Annotated in this window: 16 protein-coding genes; 2 read left to right on the top strand and 14 right to left on the bottom strand. The window is 70.9% G+C overall.

Features of this window, described 5'->3' with window-relative positions:
- Positions 1-49: 49 nt before the first annotated feature.
- From MRBLWH7_RS14290 to MRBLWH7_RS14260, 7 genes are read right to left on the bottom strand one after another with little or no spacing between them, the layout of a single operon-like run.
- The gene (locus tag MRBLWH7_RS14290) at positions 50-1,471 is read right to left on the bottom strand and encodes a hypothetical protein (RefSeq protein ID WP_341995590.1); all 1,422 of its coding nucleotides are present in this window, start codon (positions 1,469-1,471) and stop codon (positions 50-52) included.
- Positions 1,461-2,651 carry a TIGR03943 family protein gene (locus MRBLWH7_RS14285; RefSeq protein WP_341995588.1) on the bottom strand — a complete coding sequence of 397 codons (1,191 nt, stop codon included), beginning with the start codon at positions 2,649-2,651 and terminating at the stop codon, positions 1,461-1,463. The genes MRBLWH7_RS14290 and MRBLWH7_RS14285 overlap by 11 nt, the downstream gene beginning before the upstream one ends.
- Positions 2,644-3,654, bottom strand: coding sequence for a permease (locus MRBLWH7_RS14280; protein ID WP_342002061.1), 1,011 nt, complete (start codon positions 3,652-3,654; stop codon positions 2,644-2,646). Before MRBLWH7_RS14280 ends, MRBLWH7_RS14285 begins: the two co-directional genes overlap by 8 nt.
- A 43-nt stretch (positions 3,655-3,697) precedes the next feature.
- Positions 3,698-4,111 (bottom strand): transcriptional repressor, encoded by a 414-nt coding sequence (locus tag MRBLWH7_RS14275; RefSeq protein ID WP_341995586.1) that lies wholly within the window; start codon positions 4,109-4,111, stop codon positions 3,698-3,700.
- A gap of 45 nt (positions 4,112-4,156) precedes the next feature.
- Positions 4,157-5,035, bottom strand: a complete 879-nt coding sequence (locus tag MRBLWH7_RS14270; protein ID WP_341995584.1) for a metal ABC transporter permease — start codon at positions 5,033-5,035, stop codon at positions 4,157-4,159.
- Entirely contained in the window at positions 5,032-5,868 is an 837-nt protein-coding gene (locus MRBLWH7_RS14265) for a metal ABC transporter ATP-binding protein (protein ID WP_341995582.1), read from the bottom strand. The genes MRBLWH7_RS14270 and MRBLWH7_RS14265 overlap by 4 nt, the downstream gene beginning before the upstream one ends.
- On the bottom strand, positions 5,865-6,848 hold the full coding sequence (locus tag MRBLWH7_RS14260; protein ID WP_341995580.1) for a zinc ABC transporter substrate-binding protein: 984 nt from the start codon (positions 6,846-6,848) through the stop codon (positions 5,865-5,867). Before MRBLWH7_RS14260 ends, MRBLWH7_RS14265 begins: the two co-directional genes overlap by 4 nt.
- 145 nt (positions 6,849-6,993) lie before the next feature.
- Between MRBLWH7_RS14260 and MRBLWH7_RS14255 the strand changes: the two genes are divergently transcribed.
- Positions 6,994-7,185: a hypothetical protein gene (locus MRBLWH7_RS14255; protein WP_341995578.1), complete on the top strand. Its 192-nt coding sequence runs from the start codon at positions 6,994-6,996 to the stop codon at positions 7,183-7,185.
- Positions 7,186-7,211: 26 nt separating this feature from the next.
- Here the strand turns inward: MRBLWH7_RS14255 and MRBLWH7_RS14250 are convergent, their stop codons facing one another.
- The 4 genes from MRBLWH7_RS14250 to MRBLWH7_RS14235 all read right to left on the bottom strand — a co-directional run bounded on the left by MRBLWH7_RS14250 (position 7,212) and on the right by MRBLWH7_RS14235 (position 12,034).
- A complete protein-coding gene (locus MRBLWH7_RS14250; RefSeq protein ID WP_341995576.1) occupies positions 7,212-8,576 on the bottom strand; it encodes a dihydrolipoamide acetyltransferase family protein in 1,365 nt (454 codons plus the stop codon).
- A gap of 121 nt (positions 8,577-8,697) precedes the next feature.
- Positions 8,698-9,663: a transketolase C-terminal domain-containing protein gene (locus MRBLWH7_RS14245; RefSeq protein WP_342002058.1), complete on the bottom strand. Its 966-nt coding sequence runs from the start codon at positions 9,661-9,663 to the stop codon at positions 8,698-8,700.
- A 56-nt stretch (positions 9,664-9,719) separates the two neighbouring features.
- A complete protein-coding gene (locus MRBLWH7_RS14240; protein ID WP_341995574.1) occupies positions 9,720-10,850 on the bottom strand; it encodes a thiamine pyrophosphate-dependent enzyme in 1,131 nt (376 codons plus the stop codon).
- Between the two features lie 95 nt (positions 10,851-10,945).
- A complete protein-coding gene (locus tag MRBLWH7_RS14235; RefSeq protein WP_341995572.1) occupies positions 10,946-12,034 on the bottom strand; it encodes a histidinol-phosphate transaminase in 1,089 nt (362 codons plus the stop codon).
- 127 nt (positions 12,035-12,161) lie between these two features.
- Between MRBLWH7_RS14235 and MRBLWH7_RS14230 the strand changes: the two genes are divergently transcribed.
- Positions 12,162-12,551, top strand: a complete 390-nt coding sequence (locus MRBLWH7_RS14230) for a phage holin family protein (protein WP_045301844.1) — start codon at positions 12,162-12,164, stop codon at positions 12,549-12,551.
- A 1-nt stretch (position 12,552) separates the two neighbouring features.
- Here the strand turns inward: MRBLWH7_RS14230 and MRBLWH7_RS14225 are convergent, their stop codons facing one another.
- From MRBLWH7_RS14225 to MRBLWH7_RS14215, 3 genes are all read right to left on the bottom strand, one after another.
- Positions 12,553-14,058, bottom strand: a complete 1,506-nt coding sequence (locus MRBLWH7_RS14225; RefSeq protein WP_341995567.1) for a hypothetical protein — start codon at positions 14,056-14,058, stop codon at positions 12,553-12,555.
- Between the two features lie 8 nt (positions 14,059-14,066).
- Complete coding sequence (locus MRBLWH7_RS14220; RefSeq protein ID WP_341995565.1) at positions 14,067-14,369, bottom strand: hypothetical protein; 303 nt, start codon at positions 14,367-14,369, stop codon at positions 14,067-14,069.
- A gap of 156 nt (positions 14,370-14,525) precedes the next feature.
- Positions 14,526-17,144, bottom strand: a complete 2,619-nt coding sequence (locus MRBLWH7_RS14215) for an ExeM/NucH family extracellular endonuclease (protein ID WP_341995563.1) — start codon at positions 17,142-17,144, stop codon at positions 14,526-14,528.
- Positions 17,145-17,211 lie beyond the last annotated feature (67 nt).

Genomic DNA, 17,211 nt, shown 5'->3' with positions numbered 1-17,211 from the left:
CGACAACCGCGTCGGGGCACCTCGGCGAGCGCTGGTGATCTGCGCCTGATCAACGCGGGGGCACCTGGCACCACGAGATCGAGGCGCCGTTGAGGGCGACGACGGGATCGCCGTCGGCCACCTCGAGGATGCGCGTCTCGGGGCGCTCGGGCAGCGGGTGCTGGTAGGTGTCGTACGAGTTCGTCACCGCGTCAGGCGCCACGAGCACCGCGAGGTATCGGGCGCTGGGCGACACGCACACCTGGATGACGGCATCCGTGTCGGCGATCTCGGTGAGCATGGTCGCCGCGCCGTCCGCGCCCACGCGGGCGACCGATGTGCGCCCGGTCGGCACGCCGTCGGCGTCGAGCACCGCCGCCGTGCGGATGGTGGAGCCGTCGGGGAGCGGCGTCACCGAGGTGGTGCCCCCGAGGTCGATGTCGGAAGCGACGAGCGGCTCTTCGCTCGCGTCGGTGAGGTCGATGACGGCCGCGCGGTCGGGGCGGTCGACCACGGCCTCGCTGGAGCCGCGCGCGATGCCCTCGATCGTCATCGCGTCACCGAGCGCGGTCGGCGCACCGTTCGCGCTCTCCGATCCGGTCAGCATCAGCGAGCCGTCGAACGAGAGGAGCAGGATGCTGTCCGTGTCGGGCACGAACCGCCACTCCGCGACACGAGGATCGGCGCCCTCGACCTCGATCGCGACCGGTTCTGCGGTGGGATCGCTCAGCGACGCCGTGTACAGCCGGCTCTCGCGGCCGGAGTCGGCGCTGAGCTCGGCGTCCGAGAAGGTGTACCCGATGCGCTCACCGCGGTCGGCGGTCTGCAAGTTCGACACGTATCCGTCTCCCGGGAGCGGCACCTCGTGCGCGTTCTCGCCGTCGAGGTCGGTCACGATGAGGCCGGCCCGGTCGTCTTCGGTGCGCACCGAGACGACGAGGTGCTGGGCCGTCGCCCGGAAGTCCTCGATGTGCGCGTGCCGGAACACCGGCACGGCATCCTGCCCGGTGAGGTCTGTGCGGTAGATGAGGTCGCCGGCGTTGGTCCCGCGCTGCATCAGGAACACCTCGGCCGCCGGCGTGCGGAAGGTCTGCGTGATCGTCGCGGTCGGCCCGCCGCCGAGCGAGGCCACATCGTCGATGGTCACGGTGTACTCCGTGTCGTCCCACAGCGGCAGGGTGAACCGCACGCCGACGCTGCGCCCCGACGTGTCGACGGCGAACGGCGTCGCGGGCGTGATCGTCACCTGCGACGGGTCGACGCCGGCGAGCGACTGCGTGGTGGTCACGATGAGACGGGCCCCGGATGCCGCGGCCGCCGCCTCCGGATCCACGTACGCCTGGGTCACCCGCGGCCCCTGCGCGACGCTCGCGGCCGCTCCGGCGAGCCCGAACACGGCCAGCAGGCCGACGACGATCGCGAAGGTCCCGACGAACGCGCGGCCCCGGCGACGCCGGGACCGCGAGCGACGCGAGGTCCGGTCAGTACTCATACGGGTCCTCGGGCTCGGCGATCTCCTCGACCGCGGCCGCGTCGACGACGAGCTGCCCGTCCGACGAGGAGCGCACGGTGCCGGTGATCGAGACCCACTGCCCGGTGTCGGGCGCGCCGGAGTCGCTCACGACGGGCAGGCTCGCGGGTTGCGCGTCGATGACGCAGTGCGTGATGACCAGACGCGTGAGGTCGAAGGCGTCGCCCTCTCCCGGCGTCACGAACCCCGTGAGCTCGACGGTCTCGCCGTCGAACGCGTCGGGATTGGTCGCCGTCGCGAACACCGTCGCCCACTCGCCGACGCCGAAGGAGGCGGTGTCGCCGGTCGAGGCCAGCTGCACCGTGTCGGCCCCGCCGAACAACGGCGTCGCGCCCACGTCGCGCGACATCGCGAGCTCCGCGCTCAGCGAGGCCGGGGGCAGCACGAGGGTCAGCACGACGACCCCGGATGCCGCCACCCCGCCGACGACCGTGGCCGCGACCGCGAGCGGGTGCGGGGCGTGGTGGTCGTGGTCGTGATCGCGCTCGACGAGCGGGGTGAGAGTCTCCGGTCGTTGAGCGAAGGGCGCGCCAGCGCCCGAAGTCGAAACGCGCTGGGCCTGCGTGACACGTTCGTGGTCGTGCTCCCGACCGCGCTCAGGCGTTTCGACTCGCTCGTACCTCGCTCGCTCAACGAACGAGGGAACCTGCTCAGGCGTTTCGACTCGCTCGTACCTCGCTCGCTCAACGAACGAGGGAACCTGCTCAGGCGTTTCGACTCGCTCGTACCTCGCTCGCTCAACGAACGAGGGAACGCGCTCAGGCGTTTCGACTCGCTCGTACCTCGCTCGCTCAACGAGCGTGGGAACCTGCTCTCGACCGCGCTCAATGAGCGGGGTGAAGGGTTCCGGTCGTTGAGCGAAGGGCGCGCCAGCGCCCGAAGTCGAAACGCCTCGGGTCTGCGGGACGCGTTCGTCCCCGTGGTCGTGGCCGTGGTCGGCCTCCGCCCCGAGCGGGAGCGCGAACGAGGCCACTGCGCCGATCAGCAGGAACACCGCCATCGACACCGCGAACCACGTCGAGTCGGGGTTGATGTACAGCCCGAGCCGCCCGGTCACCGCGAGGGAGAGCGTGAAGACGGCGAGCGCCGCGGCGAGCCCGACCCCGAGCCACCGCGTGCCGACGAAACCTGCCCTACGCAAGGAGGTTCACCGCCGTCCCGATCGCGAAGGCCGACAGCACGACGACCACGACGATGCCGCCGAGCGTGCGCCATGTGAACGTCGTGCGCATGAGCGCGAGCATCTTGACGTCGACGAGCGGTCCGACCAGCAGGAAGGCGACGATCGACCCGGGCGTGAAGGTCGAGGCGAACGACAACGCGAAGAACGCGTCGACGTTCGAGCAGATCGACACCACCATCGCGAGGGCCATCATCGCGACGATCGACAGCGCCGGGTTGGCGCCGATCGCGAGCAGCGCCTCGCGCGGGATGAGCACCTGCACCGCGCCGGCGAGCGCCGAGCCGATGACGAGCGCCGGCATCACCGCGCGCAGCTCGATCACGAACTGCGCGAGCGTGCGCCGCCACCTGCCGCCCGGCTCGTGCACCACGAGCTCGCACGTGTCGCGGAAGCGGTCGGTGAGCAGGGCGTCGGGAGACGGATGCCGCGAATACAGCCATCCGATGAGGTTCGCGATCGCGTACCCGCCGAGCAGGCGCGCGATGAGGATGCCGTCACTGAAGCCGAACGCCTGGTGCGTCGTGATGATGACGATGGGGTTCACGATCGGCGCCGCGATGAGGAACGTCAGCGTCTCGGGCACCGAGAATCCGCGCATGAGGAGGCCGCGCGCGAACGGCACGTTGCCGCATTCGCACACCGGCACGATCATGCCGAGGAGGGACAGCACCGCGCGTCGGGCCCACCCGCGCCGCGGCATCCATCGCTCGATGACGCCCGGGGGCACCCACACCTGCACGACGATCGACAGCACCACGCCGAGGGCCACGAAGGGCAGCGACTCGATGAGCACGCTGATCGCGAGGGTCAGCCCGTCCTGCGCGCGGGTGGGGAGGGATGCCGGGAACAGGCTCGGCGCGAGCCAGTCGATGAGGAAGAGGCCGCCGACGACGGCCACACCCACACCGAGCCAGAGCAGGGTTCGCGCCTGCGCGGATGGCTGCGGCGCAGCATCCGTCATCGATCCGTGGCGGTGCTCCGAAGAGCGCGCCCGCGTGCCGGGGTCAGTTCGCGTCACGCTGGGCATCCCGGGCGGCGGCGCAGTTCGCGCAGAGCCCGAAGATGTCGACGACGTGCTCGGCGTCGCGGAATCCGTGGCGCTCGGCGGTGCGCTTGGCCCACTGCTCGACGTCCGTCGCCTCGATCTCGACGGTCAGTCCGCAGGAGCGGCAGATCAGATGGTGGTGATGGCCGGTGCTGGAGCAGGCGCGGTACAGCGCCTCGCCCTCGGGGCTCTGCAGGGAATCGGCCTCGCCCTGGGCGGCGAGCCCGGCGAGCGCGCGGTACACGGTGGCGAGTCCGATGCCGGTGTTGTCGTCGCGCAGGGTGGCGTGCAGCGACTGCGCGCTGACGAATCCGCGGGCGTCCGACAGCGCTTCGCGCACGCGTTCGCGCTGCCACGTGTTGCGCTGGGCCATGGGGGCGAGTCTACCGAGGGGTCCTGTGCGTCACCCGGGCGCCGGTCATCGGGCCGACTCCGGCAGGACGACGCGCGTGACGCGGCCGCGGCGGGCACCGACCGCGCGGCACACGACGTAGATCAGGAACGAGATCGTCGTGATGTACGGGCTCACCGGGAGGGTTCCCATGATCGCGAGGAGGATGCCGCCGACCGCCGACGCGAAGCCGAACAGCGCCGACAGCAGCGGCACTGACAGGGGCCCCGACGCGATGCGCATCGCCGCGGCGGCGGGCGTGACGAGGAGAGCCATCACGAGCAGCGCGCCGATGATGTGCACGGCGACGGCCACGATGAGGCCGAGTAGCAGCATGAAGCCGAGCGACACGGCGGTCGTCGGCACGCCGCGTGCCGCGGCGGACTGCGGGTCGAGCGAGTCGAACCGCAGCGGGCGCCAGATGAGCAGCAGACCGAGCAGCACGACGGCGCCGATGCCGATCAGCCACCCGAGCTGCCCGGTCTGCACCGACACGATCTGCCCGGTGAGGAGGCTGAAGCGGTTGGCGCTGCGGCCGTCGTAGAGCGAGAGGAACAGGATGCCGAGACCCAGCCCGAACGGCATCAGCACGCCGATGATCGAGTTGCGGTCGCGCGCCTTCGCCCCCAGCACGCCGATGATGGCGGCCGCGATGAGCGAGCCGACGATGGACCCGGTGACCACGTCCCAGCCGATGAGGAGCGCCGCCGCGGCACCCGCGAACGACAGCTCGCTGATGCCGTGCACCGCGAATGCCATGTCGCGCTGCATGACGAAGACGCCGACGAGCCCGCCGACGAGCCCGAGCACCGCGCCCGCCCACACCGAGTTCGACACCAGCGCGAGGATCTCGCCGTAATAGGGCAGCCCGCCGAACATCGCGTCCGCGATGTCGTTCCCGTTCATTCGTGAGCCCCGTGGTCGTGATGGTGGTGGGATGCCTCGGCGTCGGGCGCTCCGACCACCACGAGCCGGTCGCCCGCACGCAGCACGAACACGTGCGCTCCGTACAGCGCCGTGAGGACGTCGGAGCGGAGCACCTCCTGCGGCGTGCCGAGGGTGAACCGCCCATTGGCGATGTACAGGATGCGGTCGACCTTGCCCAGCAGCGGGTTGATGTCGTGTGTGACGAGCAGGACCGCGGCATCCTTCTCCCGGCGATGCCGGTCGATGAGGCCGATGACCGCCTGCTGATTCGCGAGGTCGAGGCTCGTGAGCGGCTCGTCGCACAGCAGGAGCCGCGGGTCGTCCGCGAGCGCCTGGCCCGCGCGAAGGCGCTGCTGCTCGCCGCCCGAGAGGAGACCGACGGGTCGATCCGCGAAGTCGCGCGCGCCGACGGCGTCGATGAGCGCATCGACCCGCGCGCGATCGCCGCGGCGCGGGATCGGCACGCCGAAGCGGTGCCCGTCGACGCCGAGCGTCACCAGGTCGCGGCCCCGCAGCGACGTGTCGCGCGGCAGCGGCCGGGCCTGCGGGATGTAGCCGATGCTGCGGCTCCCCTTGTGGGCCACGGGCTCGCCCTGAACCGTGATCGCGCCCCGCGAGAGCGGCTCGAGGCCGAGGATCGCACGCAGCAGTGTCGTCTTGCCCGAGCCGCTCGGGCCGAGCACGGCCACGAGCTCGCCGGAGTGCACGTCGAGATCGAGACCCGCCCAGAGCTCGCGGTCGCCGCGCTGGAGAGCGGCATCCCTGATGCTGAGGACGACGGGGCGCCCCGCGCCGCGGGATGCCGGCGTCACGCCTGGAGCGCTCCGTTCAGCGCCTCGATGTTCGCCTGCATCCACGAGATGTAAGTCTGCCCCTCCGGCAGCGTTTCCGAGAACGCGATCACCGGGATGCCGAGCCCGTCCGCCTCGTCGACGATCTCCTGCGTCTCGGCGCCGCCGGTCTGAGTGTTCGTGATCACGACGCTCACCTCGCCGCCCTGCACGAGCGCAAGGGATTCGAGCAGGGTCGCGGGCGCGACATCCTGCCCCTCCTCGACAGCCTCGCTGAACTTCGCGGGCGTCGCGTTCTCGAGCCCGGCCGCCTCGACGAGGTACACCGGCACCGGCTCGGTGACGAAGACCTTCTCACCGGCGTGCGCCGCACCGATCTCGTCGAGCGACGCCTCGAGGCCGGCGATCTCGGCGGCGAACGCCTCGGCGTTGGCGGTGAAGGTCTCGGCGTCGTCAGGGCGCAGTTCGCCGAGCTCGTGGGCGATGGCCTCCGCGACGTGTGCGATGGTGTGCGGGTCGTACCAGACGTGCTCGTTGAAGCCCTCGACGTGGTCGTGGTCGCCGTGGTCGTGGGCGTGGTCTTCGGCGTCGCCCGCGCTCTCTTCGTCGTGGCCGGCGTTCTCGGGCCAGTCGTGCGAGTACTCGACCGCCGTCACGACGGGCGCCTCGGTGCCGCTGGAGTCGATCAGCGCGTCGACGAACGAGTCGTAACCGCCGCCGTTCTCGATGACGACGTCGGCCTTCGACACGGCGAGCTGGTCGCGCGCGCTCGGCTCGAACGAGTGCGGGTCCTGCGATTCGTTCGACACGATCGACGTGACGTCGACGAGGTCGCCGCCGATCTCCTCGGCGATCTGGCCGTACACGTTGGTCGACGCGACGACCGCGATCTTCCCGTCGCCCGCGTCATCACCCGCGGCCGTGCCCGCGCATCCGGCGAGGACGAGGGCGGATGCTGCCGCCAGGCCGAGCGCAGGCAGGGAACGTCGCAGGGAGGTCATGCATCCGACTCTAACGCTATTGAGAATCGTTCTCAAATCGCCCGAACGGTTCTCGACAGTGGTCGTATGGCTCGCGCGCGGAAAGTCCTATGTTCGGAAGCGGGCCCGCATGCTCGCGAGCCGTGAATCACGAAGGGCGGGAATGATGACCGAGACCGAACCGGCGGACCTGGCCGGGACGCCGGATGAGCGTGCGAAGAGATTGGCTCAGCTCGAGACCGAGGGCCGGACGCTGCCCGAGACGTGGCTGCGTCGCCAGCTCGCCTCGGCACTCGCGGATTGGGCGGCCGACGAGACCCAGCTGGACATCGTCACCGAATCCCGCGTGGACTACTGACGGGATCCGATCCGAGGGGGCTCGGATCAGTCCAGCAGGAGTGCTGGCTCCTCGAGGATGGACGCGACATCGGCGATGAACCGCGACATGCCGTCGCCGTCGACCACGCGGTGGTCGAACGAGCCGGCGACGGTCGTCACCCAGCGAGGACGCACCTCGCCGTCGACGACCCACGGCTTCTGGCGGATGGTGCCGAGCGCCACGATGCCGGCTTCCCCGGGGTTGATGATCGGGGTGCCCGCGTCCATGCCGAACACGCCGATGTTGGTGATCGTGATGGTCCCGCCGTGCTGGTCGGCCGGGGTCGTCTTGCCCTCGCGCGCCGTGAGCGTGAGCTTCTCCAGCGCCCGGGCGAGCTCGCGCATCGACAGGTCCTGCGCGTCCTTGATGTTGGGAACCAGCAGGCCGCGGGGTGTCGCCGCAGCGATGCCGAGGTTCACGTAGTTGCGGACGCGGATCTCGGCGCCACCCTCGACATCGGCCCAGGCCGCGTTCACCATGGGGGTGCGGCGGGCCGCCCAGATCACCGCGCGCGCCATGATCAGCAGCGGCGACACCTTGATGTCGGCGAAGTCCGGCGAGGTCTTGAGTCGCTTGACGAGCTCCATGGTGCGGCTGGCGTCCACGTCGGTCCACACCGACACGTGCGGGGCCGAGTAGGCCGACTGCACCATCGCGGACGACGTCGCCTTGCGCACGCCCCGCACCGCGATGGTCTCCTCGCGGCCGGCGGCGTCGGGTGCCGGCGTCGACGGTGCGACGGTGGCCGGGCCGGACGCGGGCGCGGCGGCGGAGACGGGGATCGTCTCGTCGCGCACGCGACCCCACTCCGGGGTCTCGATGTTGCGGAAGACACTCGCCTGCGACGCGTGCCGCACGACGTCCTCACGGGTCACCTCGCCGGCGGGGCCGCTCGGCGCGACGGCCGACAGCTCCACGCCGAGATCGCGCGCGAGCTTGCGGATCGGCGGCTTGGCGATGACCCCGACGGATGCTGCGACCCGCTCCTCCGCCGCAACCGCAGGCTTGCGCCGCCGCGACTGGACGTGTCCGCCCGTGCCGTATCCGACGAGCACCGCGCCCTCGCCGGCCGACTCGGCCGGTTCGCCGTGCTCGGACTGCCCGACGGTCGCCGGGGCGGCAGCATCCGTCTCCGATGCGATCGTGATGATCGCCGCGCCGACGTTCACGGTCTCGCCCTCGGTGGCGAGCAGGTCGCCGACGGTACCGGCGAACGGCGACGGGAGCTCGACGAGGGACTTGGCGGTCTCGATCTCGACGAGCACGTCGTTGACGGCGACGGTGTCGCCGGGGCCGACGCGCCACTGGACGATCTCGGCCTCGGTGAGGCCCTCGCCGACATCGGGGAGGACGAACGTCTGGGTGCTCATGTCATGTCCTTTCGGGGACCCGGTCGTTGAGCGAGCCTGCGAGTCGAAATGCGCCCGACGATCTCGCACGCCTGGGGCGTTTCGACTCGCTCGTTCCTCGCTCGCTCAACGACCGAGAACCTCAGTAGGCGAGGGACCGGTCGACGGCCTCGAGGATGCGGTCGGCGTCAGGGAGGTAGGCACCCTCGAGCTTGGCGGGCGGGAAGGGCACGTCGAAGCCCGACACGCGCAGCACGGGCGCCTCGAGCGCGTAGAAGGCGCGCTCCATGACGGTCGCGGCGACCTCTGAGCCGAGCGACGTGAAGCCCGGCGCCTCCTGCGCGTAGACCATGCGGCCGGTGCGGCGGACGGAGTCGAGGATCGGCCCGTAGTCCACCGGCGACAGCGAGCGGAGGTCGACGACCTCGATGCTCGTTCCCTCGGCCTCGGCGAGCGCGGCGGCCTGCAGCATCGTCGTCACCATCGCGCCGTGACCGACGAGGGTGATGTCGGTGCCGCGGCGCACGATGCGCGACGCGTGCAGGGGCAGCGCGCGCGCCGACGTGTCGACCTCGCCCTTCTGCCAGTACTTGCTCTTCGGCTCGAGGAAGATCACCGGGTCGGGCGAGGCGATGGCGTCCTGGATCATCCAGTAGCCGTCGTTCGGCGTCGACGGGCTCACGACCCGCAGGCCCGCCGTGTGCGTGAAGTACGCCTCCGGGCTCTCCTGGTGGTGCTCGACGGCGCCGATGTGCCCGCCGTAGGGGATGCGGATGACGACGGGCATCTGCAGCGCACCCTCGTGGCGGTTCGTGAGCTTCGCGAGCTGCGTCGTGATCTGGTCGAACGCCGGGAAGACGAACCCGTCGAACTGGATCTCCACCACCGGCCGGAAGCCCGCCATCGCGAGTCCGATCGCGGTGCCGACGAGCCCGGACTCGGCGAGCGGCGTGTCGAGCACCCGCTGCTCACCGAACTCGGCCTGCAGGCCCTCGGTCACCCGGAAGACGCCGCCGAGCTTGCCGATGTCCTCGCCCATCAGGAGGACCCGGTCGCTGCCCGCGAGCGCGGCGCGCAGACCGGCGTTGATCGCCCGGCTGAAGGGCATGGTCTGCGCGGCGGGCGCGGCCGCGTCGGTGGCTGCCGCAGCGGTGGTCGTCGTGGTCACGATGCGCCTCCTTCGAAGGATGCCTCGTAGTCGGCGAGCCACTGCCGCTGCTCGCCGACGAGCGGGTGCTGCTCCGAGTACACGTGAGCGAACATGTCGTCGCGCTCGAGGCCGCCGAGGGCGTTGGTGCGGGTGCGGACGTCGTCGGCGAGCGCCTGCGACTCGGCCTCCACGTCCGCGAAGAACGCATCGGACGCCCCCTTCCCGATCAGGAACGCCTTCATGCGCGCGATCGGGTCGCGGCGGCGCCACGACTCCTCCTCGTCGGAGGTGCGGTACTTGGTGGGGTCGTCGCTCGTGGTGTGGGCTCCGAGGCGGTAGGTCATCGCCTCGATCGCCTGCGGTCCGCCGCCGGCGCGCGCCTCGTCGAGTGCCGTGCGCGTCACGGCCCAGCTCGCGAGCACATCGTTGCCGTCGATCAGGGTGCTCGGCATGCCGTAGCCCTCGCCGCGCTTGTGCAGCGGCGAACGCGACTGCGTGGCGACGGGCACGGAGATCGCCCACTGGTTGTTCTGGAGGAAGAAGACCTCGGGCGTGCGGTAGCTGTTGGCGAAGACCATCGCCTCGTGCACGTCGCCCTGGCTGGAGGCGCCGTCGCCGTAATAGACGATCACCGCCTCGTCGCGGTCGAGGTCGCCGGTGCCGCACCGCCCGTCGAAGACGAGCCCCATCCCCAAGCCCGTGGCGTGCAGCGTCTGCGAGCCGAGGACGAGCGTGTAGATGTGCGTGTTGCCGTTCTTCGGGTCGGTCGGATCCCACCCGCCGTGCGTCAGTCCGCGCATCACGCGGATGATGTCGATCGGGTCGACGCCGCGGATCTTCGTGACCACGTGCTCGCGATACGACGGGAAGAGGTGGTCCTGCGCGCGTGCGGCGCGGGCGGAGCCGACCTGCGCGGCCTCCTGGCCGTAGCTCGGCGGCCACAGGGCGAGCTGTCCCTGGCGCTGCAGGTTGGTCGCCTGCACGTCGAACGCGCGGATGACCGCCATGTCGCGGTAGAACGTCTCGAGATCGGCGTCGCCGATCCTCTCGACGGCCTCCCGATACGGTTCGGCGGCAGGGCTCGGCGCGAACGTTCCGTCCGCATCCAGAAACCGCACCAGGGCGGAGTCGTCGACCGGGATCATGGATTCACGCTATCTCTCCGTGCATGCGCGATTCTGCATGCGTTCGACAAGGGATGCCGGAAACCACCGCACGCGATCGACAATCGCATCGGCACTCATCCCTCGCGCTGAGCCGCGACCGTCGCCGCGATCCGCAGCACCTTCTCGACGGATTCCTCCTCGCCGACCGAGATGCGGATGCCGTCGCCGGCGAAGGGCCGCACGATCAGACCCGCCTCCTCGAACGTCGCCGCGAACGCCATCGTCTGGTCTCCGGCAGGCAGCCACACGAAGTTCCCCTGCGCCGCGGGGACGTTCCAGCCGGCCTCGCGCAGCCCGTCGGCGAGGCGATCGCGGCGGTCCGCGATGACCCGAACGCGCTCGAGCAGCTCGTCCTCGGCGTCGAGACTCGCGAGCGCAGCCTCCTCGCCGTGGGCGGTGACCGACAGCGGGATCGCGGTGCTGCGGGCGGCGTCGAGCACGCGCGGGTGCCCGATCGCGTACCCGACGCGGAGCGCGGCGAGCCCGTAGGCCTTGGAGAACGTGCGGAGCACGACGACGTTCGGGCGACCCGACCCGCCCAGCACGCGCAGCCCGTCGACGGATTCGGGGTCGGTGACGAACTCGGCGTACGCCTCGTCGAGGATGACGAGGACATCGGACGGCACCTTCTCCACGAAGGCGTCGAACTCGGCCTGCGTGACGATCGGGCCGGTCGGGTTGTTGGGGCTGCACACGATGATCGCGCGGGTGCGGTCGGTGATCGCCGCGGCCATCGCATCGAGATCGTGGCGGGCGCCGTCGGCGAGGGGCACCTGTACGGCGGTGGCACCCGCGACCACGGCGAGCCACGGGTAGGCCTCGAACGAGCGCCACGCGTAGATGACCTCGTCACCGGGACCGGATGTCGCGAGCACGAGCTGCGCGAGGATCGAGACGCTGCCCGCGCCGATGTGGACGGAGTCGACCCCGACCCCGAAGCGCTCGGCCAGCCGCTCGCGCAGGCGTGCGGCCGTCGCATCCGGATATCGGTTCAGCGCCGACGCGTTCCGCACGCGCTGGAGCACCCCGGGCAGCGGGTCGAACGGATTCTCGTTGCTCGACAGCTTGAACGCGTCTGCACCGGCCTGCCTGCCCTGCTTGTACGGAGGCAGAGCGGCGACCTCGGGGCGCACGCGAACGGGGATCTCGGGGGCGTCGGTCACGCCCCGAGTCTACGAGCGGCGGATCGGATGCGCCTCCCTGCCGTGGCCCGCGTCCGTGGCCCGGTAGCGCGGGCACGGGTACGGCTTCTATCGGTCGCGGGCAGGGGCGTGGAAGACTGGCCCCACTATGGGCTTCCTCATCCGCGTGGTCATCAACGCCTTCGCGATCTGGGTCGTCACCCTGATCCCGGCTCTCCAGGTCTCGGTCATCCCCTTCCCACCGGGCGAGACGCTCCAGCTGATCCTGACCCTGCTGATCGTCGCCGCGATCTTCGCGCTCGTGAACACGATCATCGGCACGGTCATCAAGGTGCTGGCGTTCCCGCTCTACATCTTGACGCTGGGGCTCATCGGCCTCCTCATCAACGCGTTCCTGCTGTGGCTCACCGCCTGGTTCACGAGCTTCTGGAACTGGGGCCTGCGGGTCGAGGACTTCTGGTGGGGCGTGGTCGCCGCGATCATCATCACCCTCATCAACTGGGTCGTCGGCATCATCATCCGCCCCCGCAAGGACTGACTCAGCCCGCACCGCGCGTGGCCGCGTACTCGGTCACCTGGACCGATTCCGCGCGCGCGAGGTCGGCGAAGACGTCGCGCAGGGCGCCGACTCGCGGATCGCTCGAGGCATCGACGAGCGCGGCCGTCTCGGCGTAGGCGTTCAGCCGGTGGGCCGGCAGCAGAGGTTCGTCCGTGCCGACCTCGGGATCGAAGACGCGTTCGGCGATGAAGCTCCCCGGCGCGCCGACCGCGGCGCCGTGACCGCCGCCGGCGAGTCCGGCGACGGGGTCATCGGTATGCCGCAGCGTCACGCTGAGCGTCTCCGATCCGACATCGGTGTCGACGGGCGACCCGATCGACACCAGTGTCTGCGTGTCGTAGCCGCCCTCCAGGGCGAGGTGCCCGGCGATCATCGCGCCCTGTGAGAACCCGAACATGTGGACGGTGTCGCCCGGCTCCACACCCGCCTGCGCGAGGGCGGCCTCTGTCGCGGCGTACGAGTCGGAGGTCTTCCCCGTGTACAGCTCCACGTTGGAGGCGTTGTCCCACGGCTCGCGACCGCCCAGGTCGAAGGACTGCATGCCCGCGATGTACACGGCGTACTGCCGCGACCCGTCCGGCATCGAATACCGCTCCACGCGCACCCGGGAGTCACCGGCCCCCGGCATCCGTTCCGTCACGGCGGCCAGGCTCTGCGGCGCGACCGACGCGGGCGACCGCGTCGACGACGCCGACCCCACGCCGAGCGCGGGCGTGACCGGTGGCGCAGCGCTGCGCGGCGAGGCCGGAGCGACGGACGTCACGGTCACCGGGCCTGCGGTGCCGGAGAGCCGCGCGTCGCGCGAGAGCCTCCCGGTGCCCGCGAGCCCGAGGCCGGCCGCTCCGCCGAGGGTGAGCAGCCCGGCGGCGGCGCCGACCACGATCGAACCGGGGTCGCTCACCTCGCCACCCACCGTCACGCCCCATTGCGTCGCCTGGCGTACGAGTTCGGACGGCCACAACACGGCGCGCTCGAACTGGGCTCCGAGCGCCATGCGCCACGCGTCGGGATGCGCGTCGGCCAGCGCGGTCATCCGGGCGTCCAGTCGTCGCGCCCGGGCGGTGTCGCCCGCGAGCACGGCGGCGCGGTGCTCTGCCTCGATCTCGACCATCTCGTACGCGTAGCCGGCTTCCCGCAGCGCGGCGGCGATCTCGTCCGCTTCGACCTGCACACCGTCGAGCTTCGCGGCGAGCACCGATGCCGAAGCCCGGGCGTCGGCGGTGTGCTCGGGGAGCGTCGCGAGCTCAGCCCGGAGCGTGCGGAGTCGCTCGGCGATCCGCGTGAGGTCCTCTCGAGCTGCGTCGAAGCGGACCGCCGCCGCCGAGAGCGTCGCGGTGTCGACGGCCACCGCGCCCCCGCCGCGGATCTGCAGGCCGTCGTCGACCCGCGGCCAATGCTCCGCGATCAGGCCGACGGCGCCCTCGTTCGGGCCGAGGCGACCCACCTCCGGCGCCAGGTCGGGGTTGTGGAGGTCGGGGCCTGGCATCGTGTCGCTCATCGCCCCGCCCCCGGGAACAGGCCGGAGAAGGACTCCGCGAAGGCGGCGCGGTCCTGTGCCAGGGCCAGGTCGTACCGGGCCGTCTCGGCGAGGCACGCGAGCCCCGAGACGTCGCCCGCCCAGCGCGTCGCCCGATCGTGGAACGCGGTCGCGGCCTTCGCCTGCCAGTCGACGGCATCGGCGAGTCCGCGGGCGACGAGCGCGGCATCCGTGATCCGGTCGATGAGCCGCGCAAGGTCGCGCGCCGCTTGGGCGAGCTGGTGGGATGCCGGTTCGGCGGTCGATTGAAGCAGTGTCACCCGTCGATCGTCGCCGCGCGGCCGCAGTCGCACGGTGCGCCGGCGGCGATCTGTTCACAGCCGGGACGGGCTCACCCGATGTGGAGGAGAGCCGCACACGATGCAGGGGCGCCGTTCCTCGGCGGAACGACGCCCCTCGGGCGGAGCGATCGCGTGCTACTTGCACACGACCACCTCGACCGTGTCGGTCGCGGTGTTGCCCGCAGCATCCGTCGCCGTCCAGGTGAAGCGATAGACGGCGCCCTTCGCGGCCTTGACCGTGAACGTGTCGTCGTCGACCTGGGTCCACGACGCCTTCGCTCCCGAGACGCTCACGTCGGTGAGCTCGACGGTCACGTCGCCGCGATCATCGGCCGCGTCGATCGTGAACTCCACCGTGCGCATCTTGTTGTCCGGCGGCCAGATCAGCTCCGGGTCCGCCGTCACCTCGATGGTGGGGTCCGTCGTGTCGGGCGGCGTCAGGTTCAGCCCGACGATCACCGGGTCGTGGTCGCTCGAGCGGTAGGCGTCGGGCGCGTACAGCGCGTCCTGCGCCGGCAGCTTGAACGACATGTCGTAATCGATCAGGCTCGGCTCGTCGGCGTTGATGTGCCACGCCTCCGCACCCGACACGTCGGCCGTGAGCGCAGGCTGCGCAAGCGCATAGTCGAGGTAGCCCAGCTGACCGTCGAACACGTACGAGTACGCGTGCTCGCCGTTGAACTGCTTCTCCAGGTCGGTGAAGCCGCCCGCGACGAAGGCGTCGATCGAGTCCTCGTGGTCGTACGAGTTGAGGTCGCCGATCACGATCGCGCGACCGTCGGGAGCCACCGTCTCGTTGAGCCACTTCGTGAGCGCCGTCGCGGCCGCCGTGCGCGACGCGCTGCAGTTGCCCTGGCCGTCACCGAGGTCGGGGCTCTCGGAGCACGCCGAGCCCTTCGACTTCAGGTGGTTGACCGACACCACGAACTCCTCGCCCGTCTCGGTCGACGCGAACCGCTGGGTGACCGCGGGACGGTGCCGCGCGTCCGACCACGTCGGGTCGACGGCGTTCGTCATCAGCTGGTGCGCCCCGACGGGGGTGACAGTCGACGGCTTGTAGATGACGGCCGTGGTGATCGCATCCGTGCCGATCACGCCGGTGGTCACCGGCGCGTACGTGCCCGCACCCACCTTCGCGTTCAGCGCGTCGGCCAGCGCCTGGACGGCGGTGCCGTTGTTCTCGATCTCGAGGAGGCCGAACACGTCCGCGTCGATCGCGGCGAGCGCCTCGACGATCTTCGTCTGCTGGCGCAGGAACTCCTCCTCCGTGTCGGCGCCACGGTGGTAGTCGTCGTCGTTCGAGTTCGTCGGCGTCGGATCGATCGAGGTGAAGTAGTTCAGCACGTTGAAGCTCGAGATCTTCAGGTCGCCGCCCACATCGGGCACGCCCGTCCGCGCGTTGGCGACGGCGAAGTCGGCGCCCTCGGTCGGCTGAACGCCCCACGTGTCGAAGCGGTAGTCCAGGATGCCGGTGGCGTTCTGGACGAGGTCGCCGCTGCGGAACGAGTGGTCGAGCGTGAAGACCGCGCCGTCCGGGTGGATGGCCGGGTCGGGGTTCTGGCTGCCGCGGCCGTCGTCCAGCGTGATGCTGTTCTCGAGGTTGGCGGCGGCGAGGGCGTTGGCGGCGGCGCCCGGCTCCACGACCGCGGTCGGCGTGTCGAGGCGACCGTTGGTGAGCGTGATCGTGCCGAAGCGGCCGTACTCGAACGTCTCGCCGATCGCGAGGTTCTGCGGAAGCGTCACGTACATGCCCTCGAGCGCCTCGCGCTGCGCGACCGTCGCCGGCAGGCTGAGCGACGTCGCCGCGGGCAGCGCCTGGTCGATGGCGCAGACCTCGACGTCGGCGGCCACGATCTGCGTGAGGCCGAAGAACTCCGCGACCTCGCCCGCGACGCTGACGCTGTCGCCGACGTCAACCGGCGCGCCGCCCGGCGCGTACACGAAGATGCCGTCGGAGGTCCCGGCGTCGCCGTCACCCGCGTCCTGCACGTAATACCCGTCGAACCCGCCGGTCTGGAAGTCGCCGACGACGAGGCCTTCGATCAGCACGTCCTGTCCCTGGATCGTCGACGCCGCACCGGAGCCCTGGACGGAGCCGATCGTCACCGGCGTCGCTGCGCAGTCCGCCACGGGCCCGGGATCGGGGTCGGGCGGCGTCAGGTGCCAGCCGACGCCGTCGAAGGTGTCGTTGGCGTAGCCGGTCCACTCGACGGCAGGATCGAACGCGTCCGAGCCGTTCGTGTCGCCCTGCACGATGTTCGCGTTGCGGCGCAGCGTGTTGTCCATCGTCGACGCGAGCCCCGTGCCCCATTGGGAACCGGGGTCGACACCGATCTGACCGATGACGTCGACGATCTCGGTGCCCTTGACGAGGGCGACGGCGTCATTGCCGTTGAAGAGGCCGAGGTTCGCCGACTGGTCGGCCTGGGCCAGGATGGCCGCGTTGGCGAGCGCGTGCGAGAACACGAACGCATCCCCGGGGGCGACGGTGCCCGTGAGGTTGATCGTGAGGCTGACGGTGGGGCTGCCGTTGGAGTACTGCTGCAGCTTGTATCCGGTGGCCGCGAGGTCGACCGCCGTCGTGCCCGGGTTGTAGACCTCGATGGCTTTGTTGTTCGAAGACCCTTCGACGTACTCGCTGATGAACAGATCACCGGATGCTGCGGCCGCGGGCGCGGCGAATGCCACGACTCCTCCGGCGGCGAGCGCCGCGGCCGCTATCGCAGCGGCGATGGGACGGGGTGCTGGGGACACGAAACCTCCACAGGATGACGGCGGTCTGTGGACCGCGCATGGGGAAAGGGCAGCCTGGTCGCCGCCC

Source organism: Microbacterium sp. LWH7-1.2, assembly GCF_038397755.1.
In the GTDB taxonomy this organism is placed as follows: Bacteria; Actinomycetota; Actinomycetes; order Actinomycetales; family Microbacteriaceae; genus Microbacterium.
The sequence above is the reverse complement of the archived record's forward strand: the minus strand, read 5'-3'. Positions and strand labels throughout refer to the sequence as shown.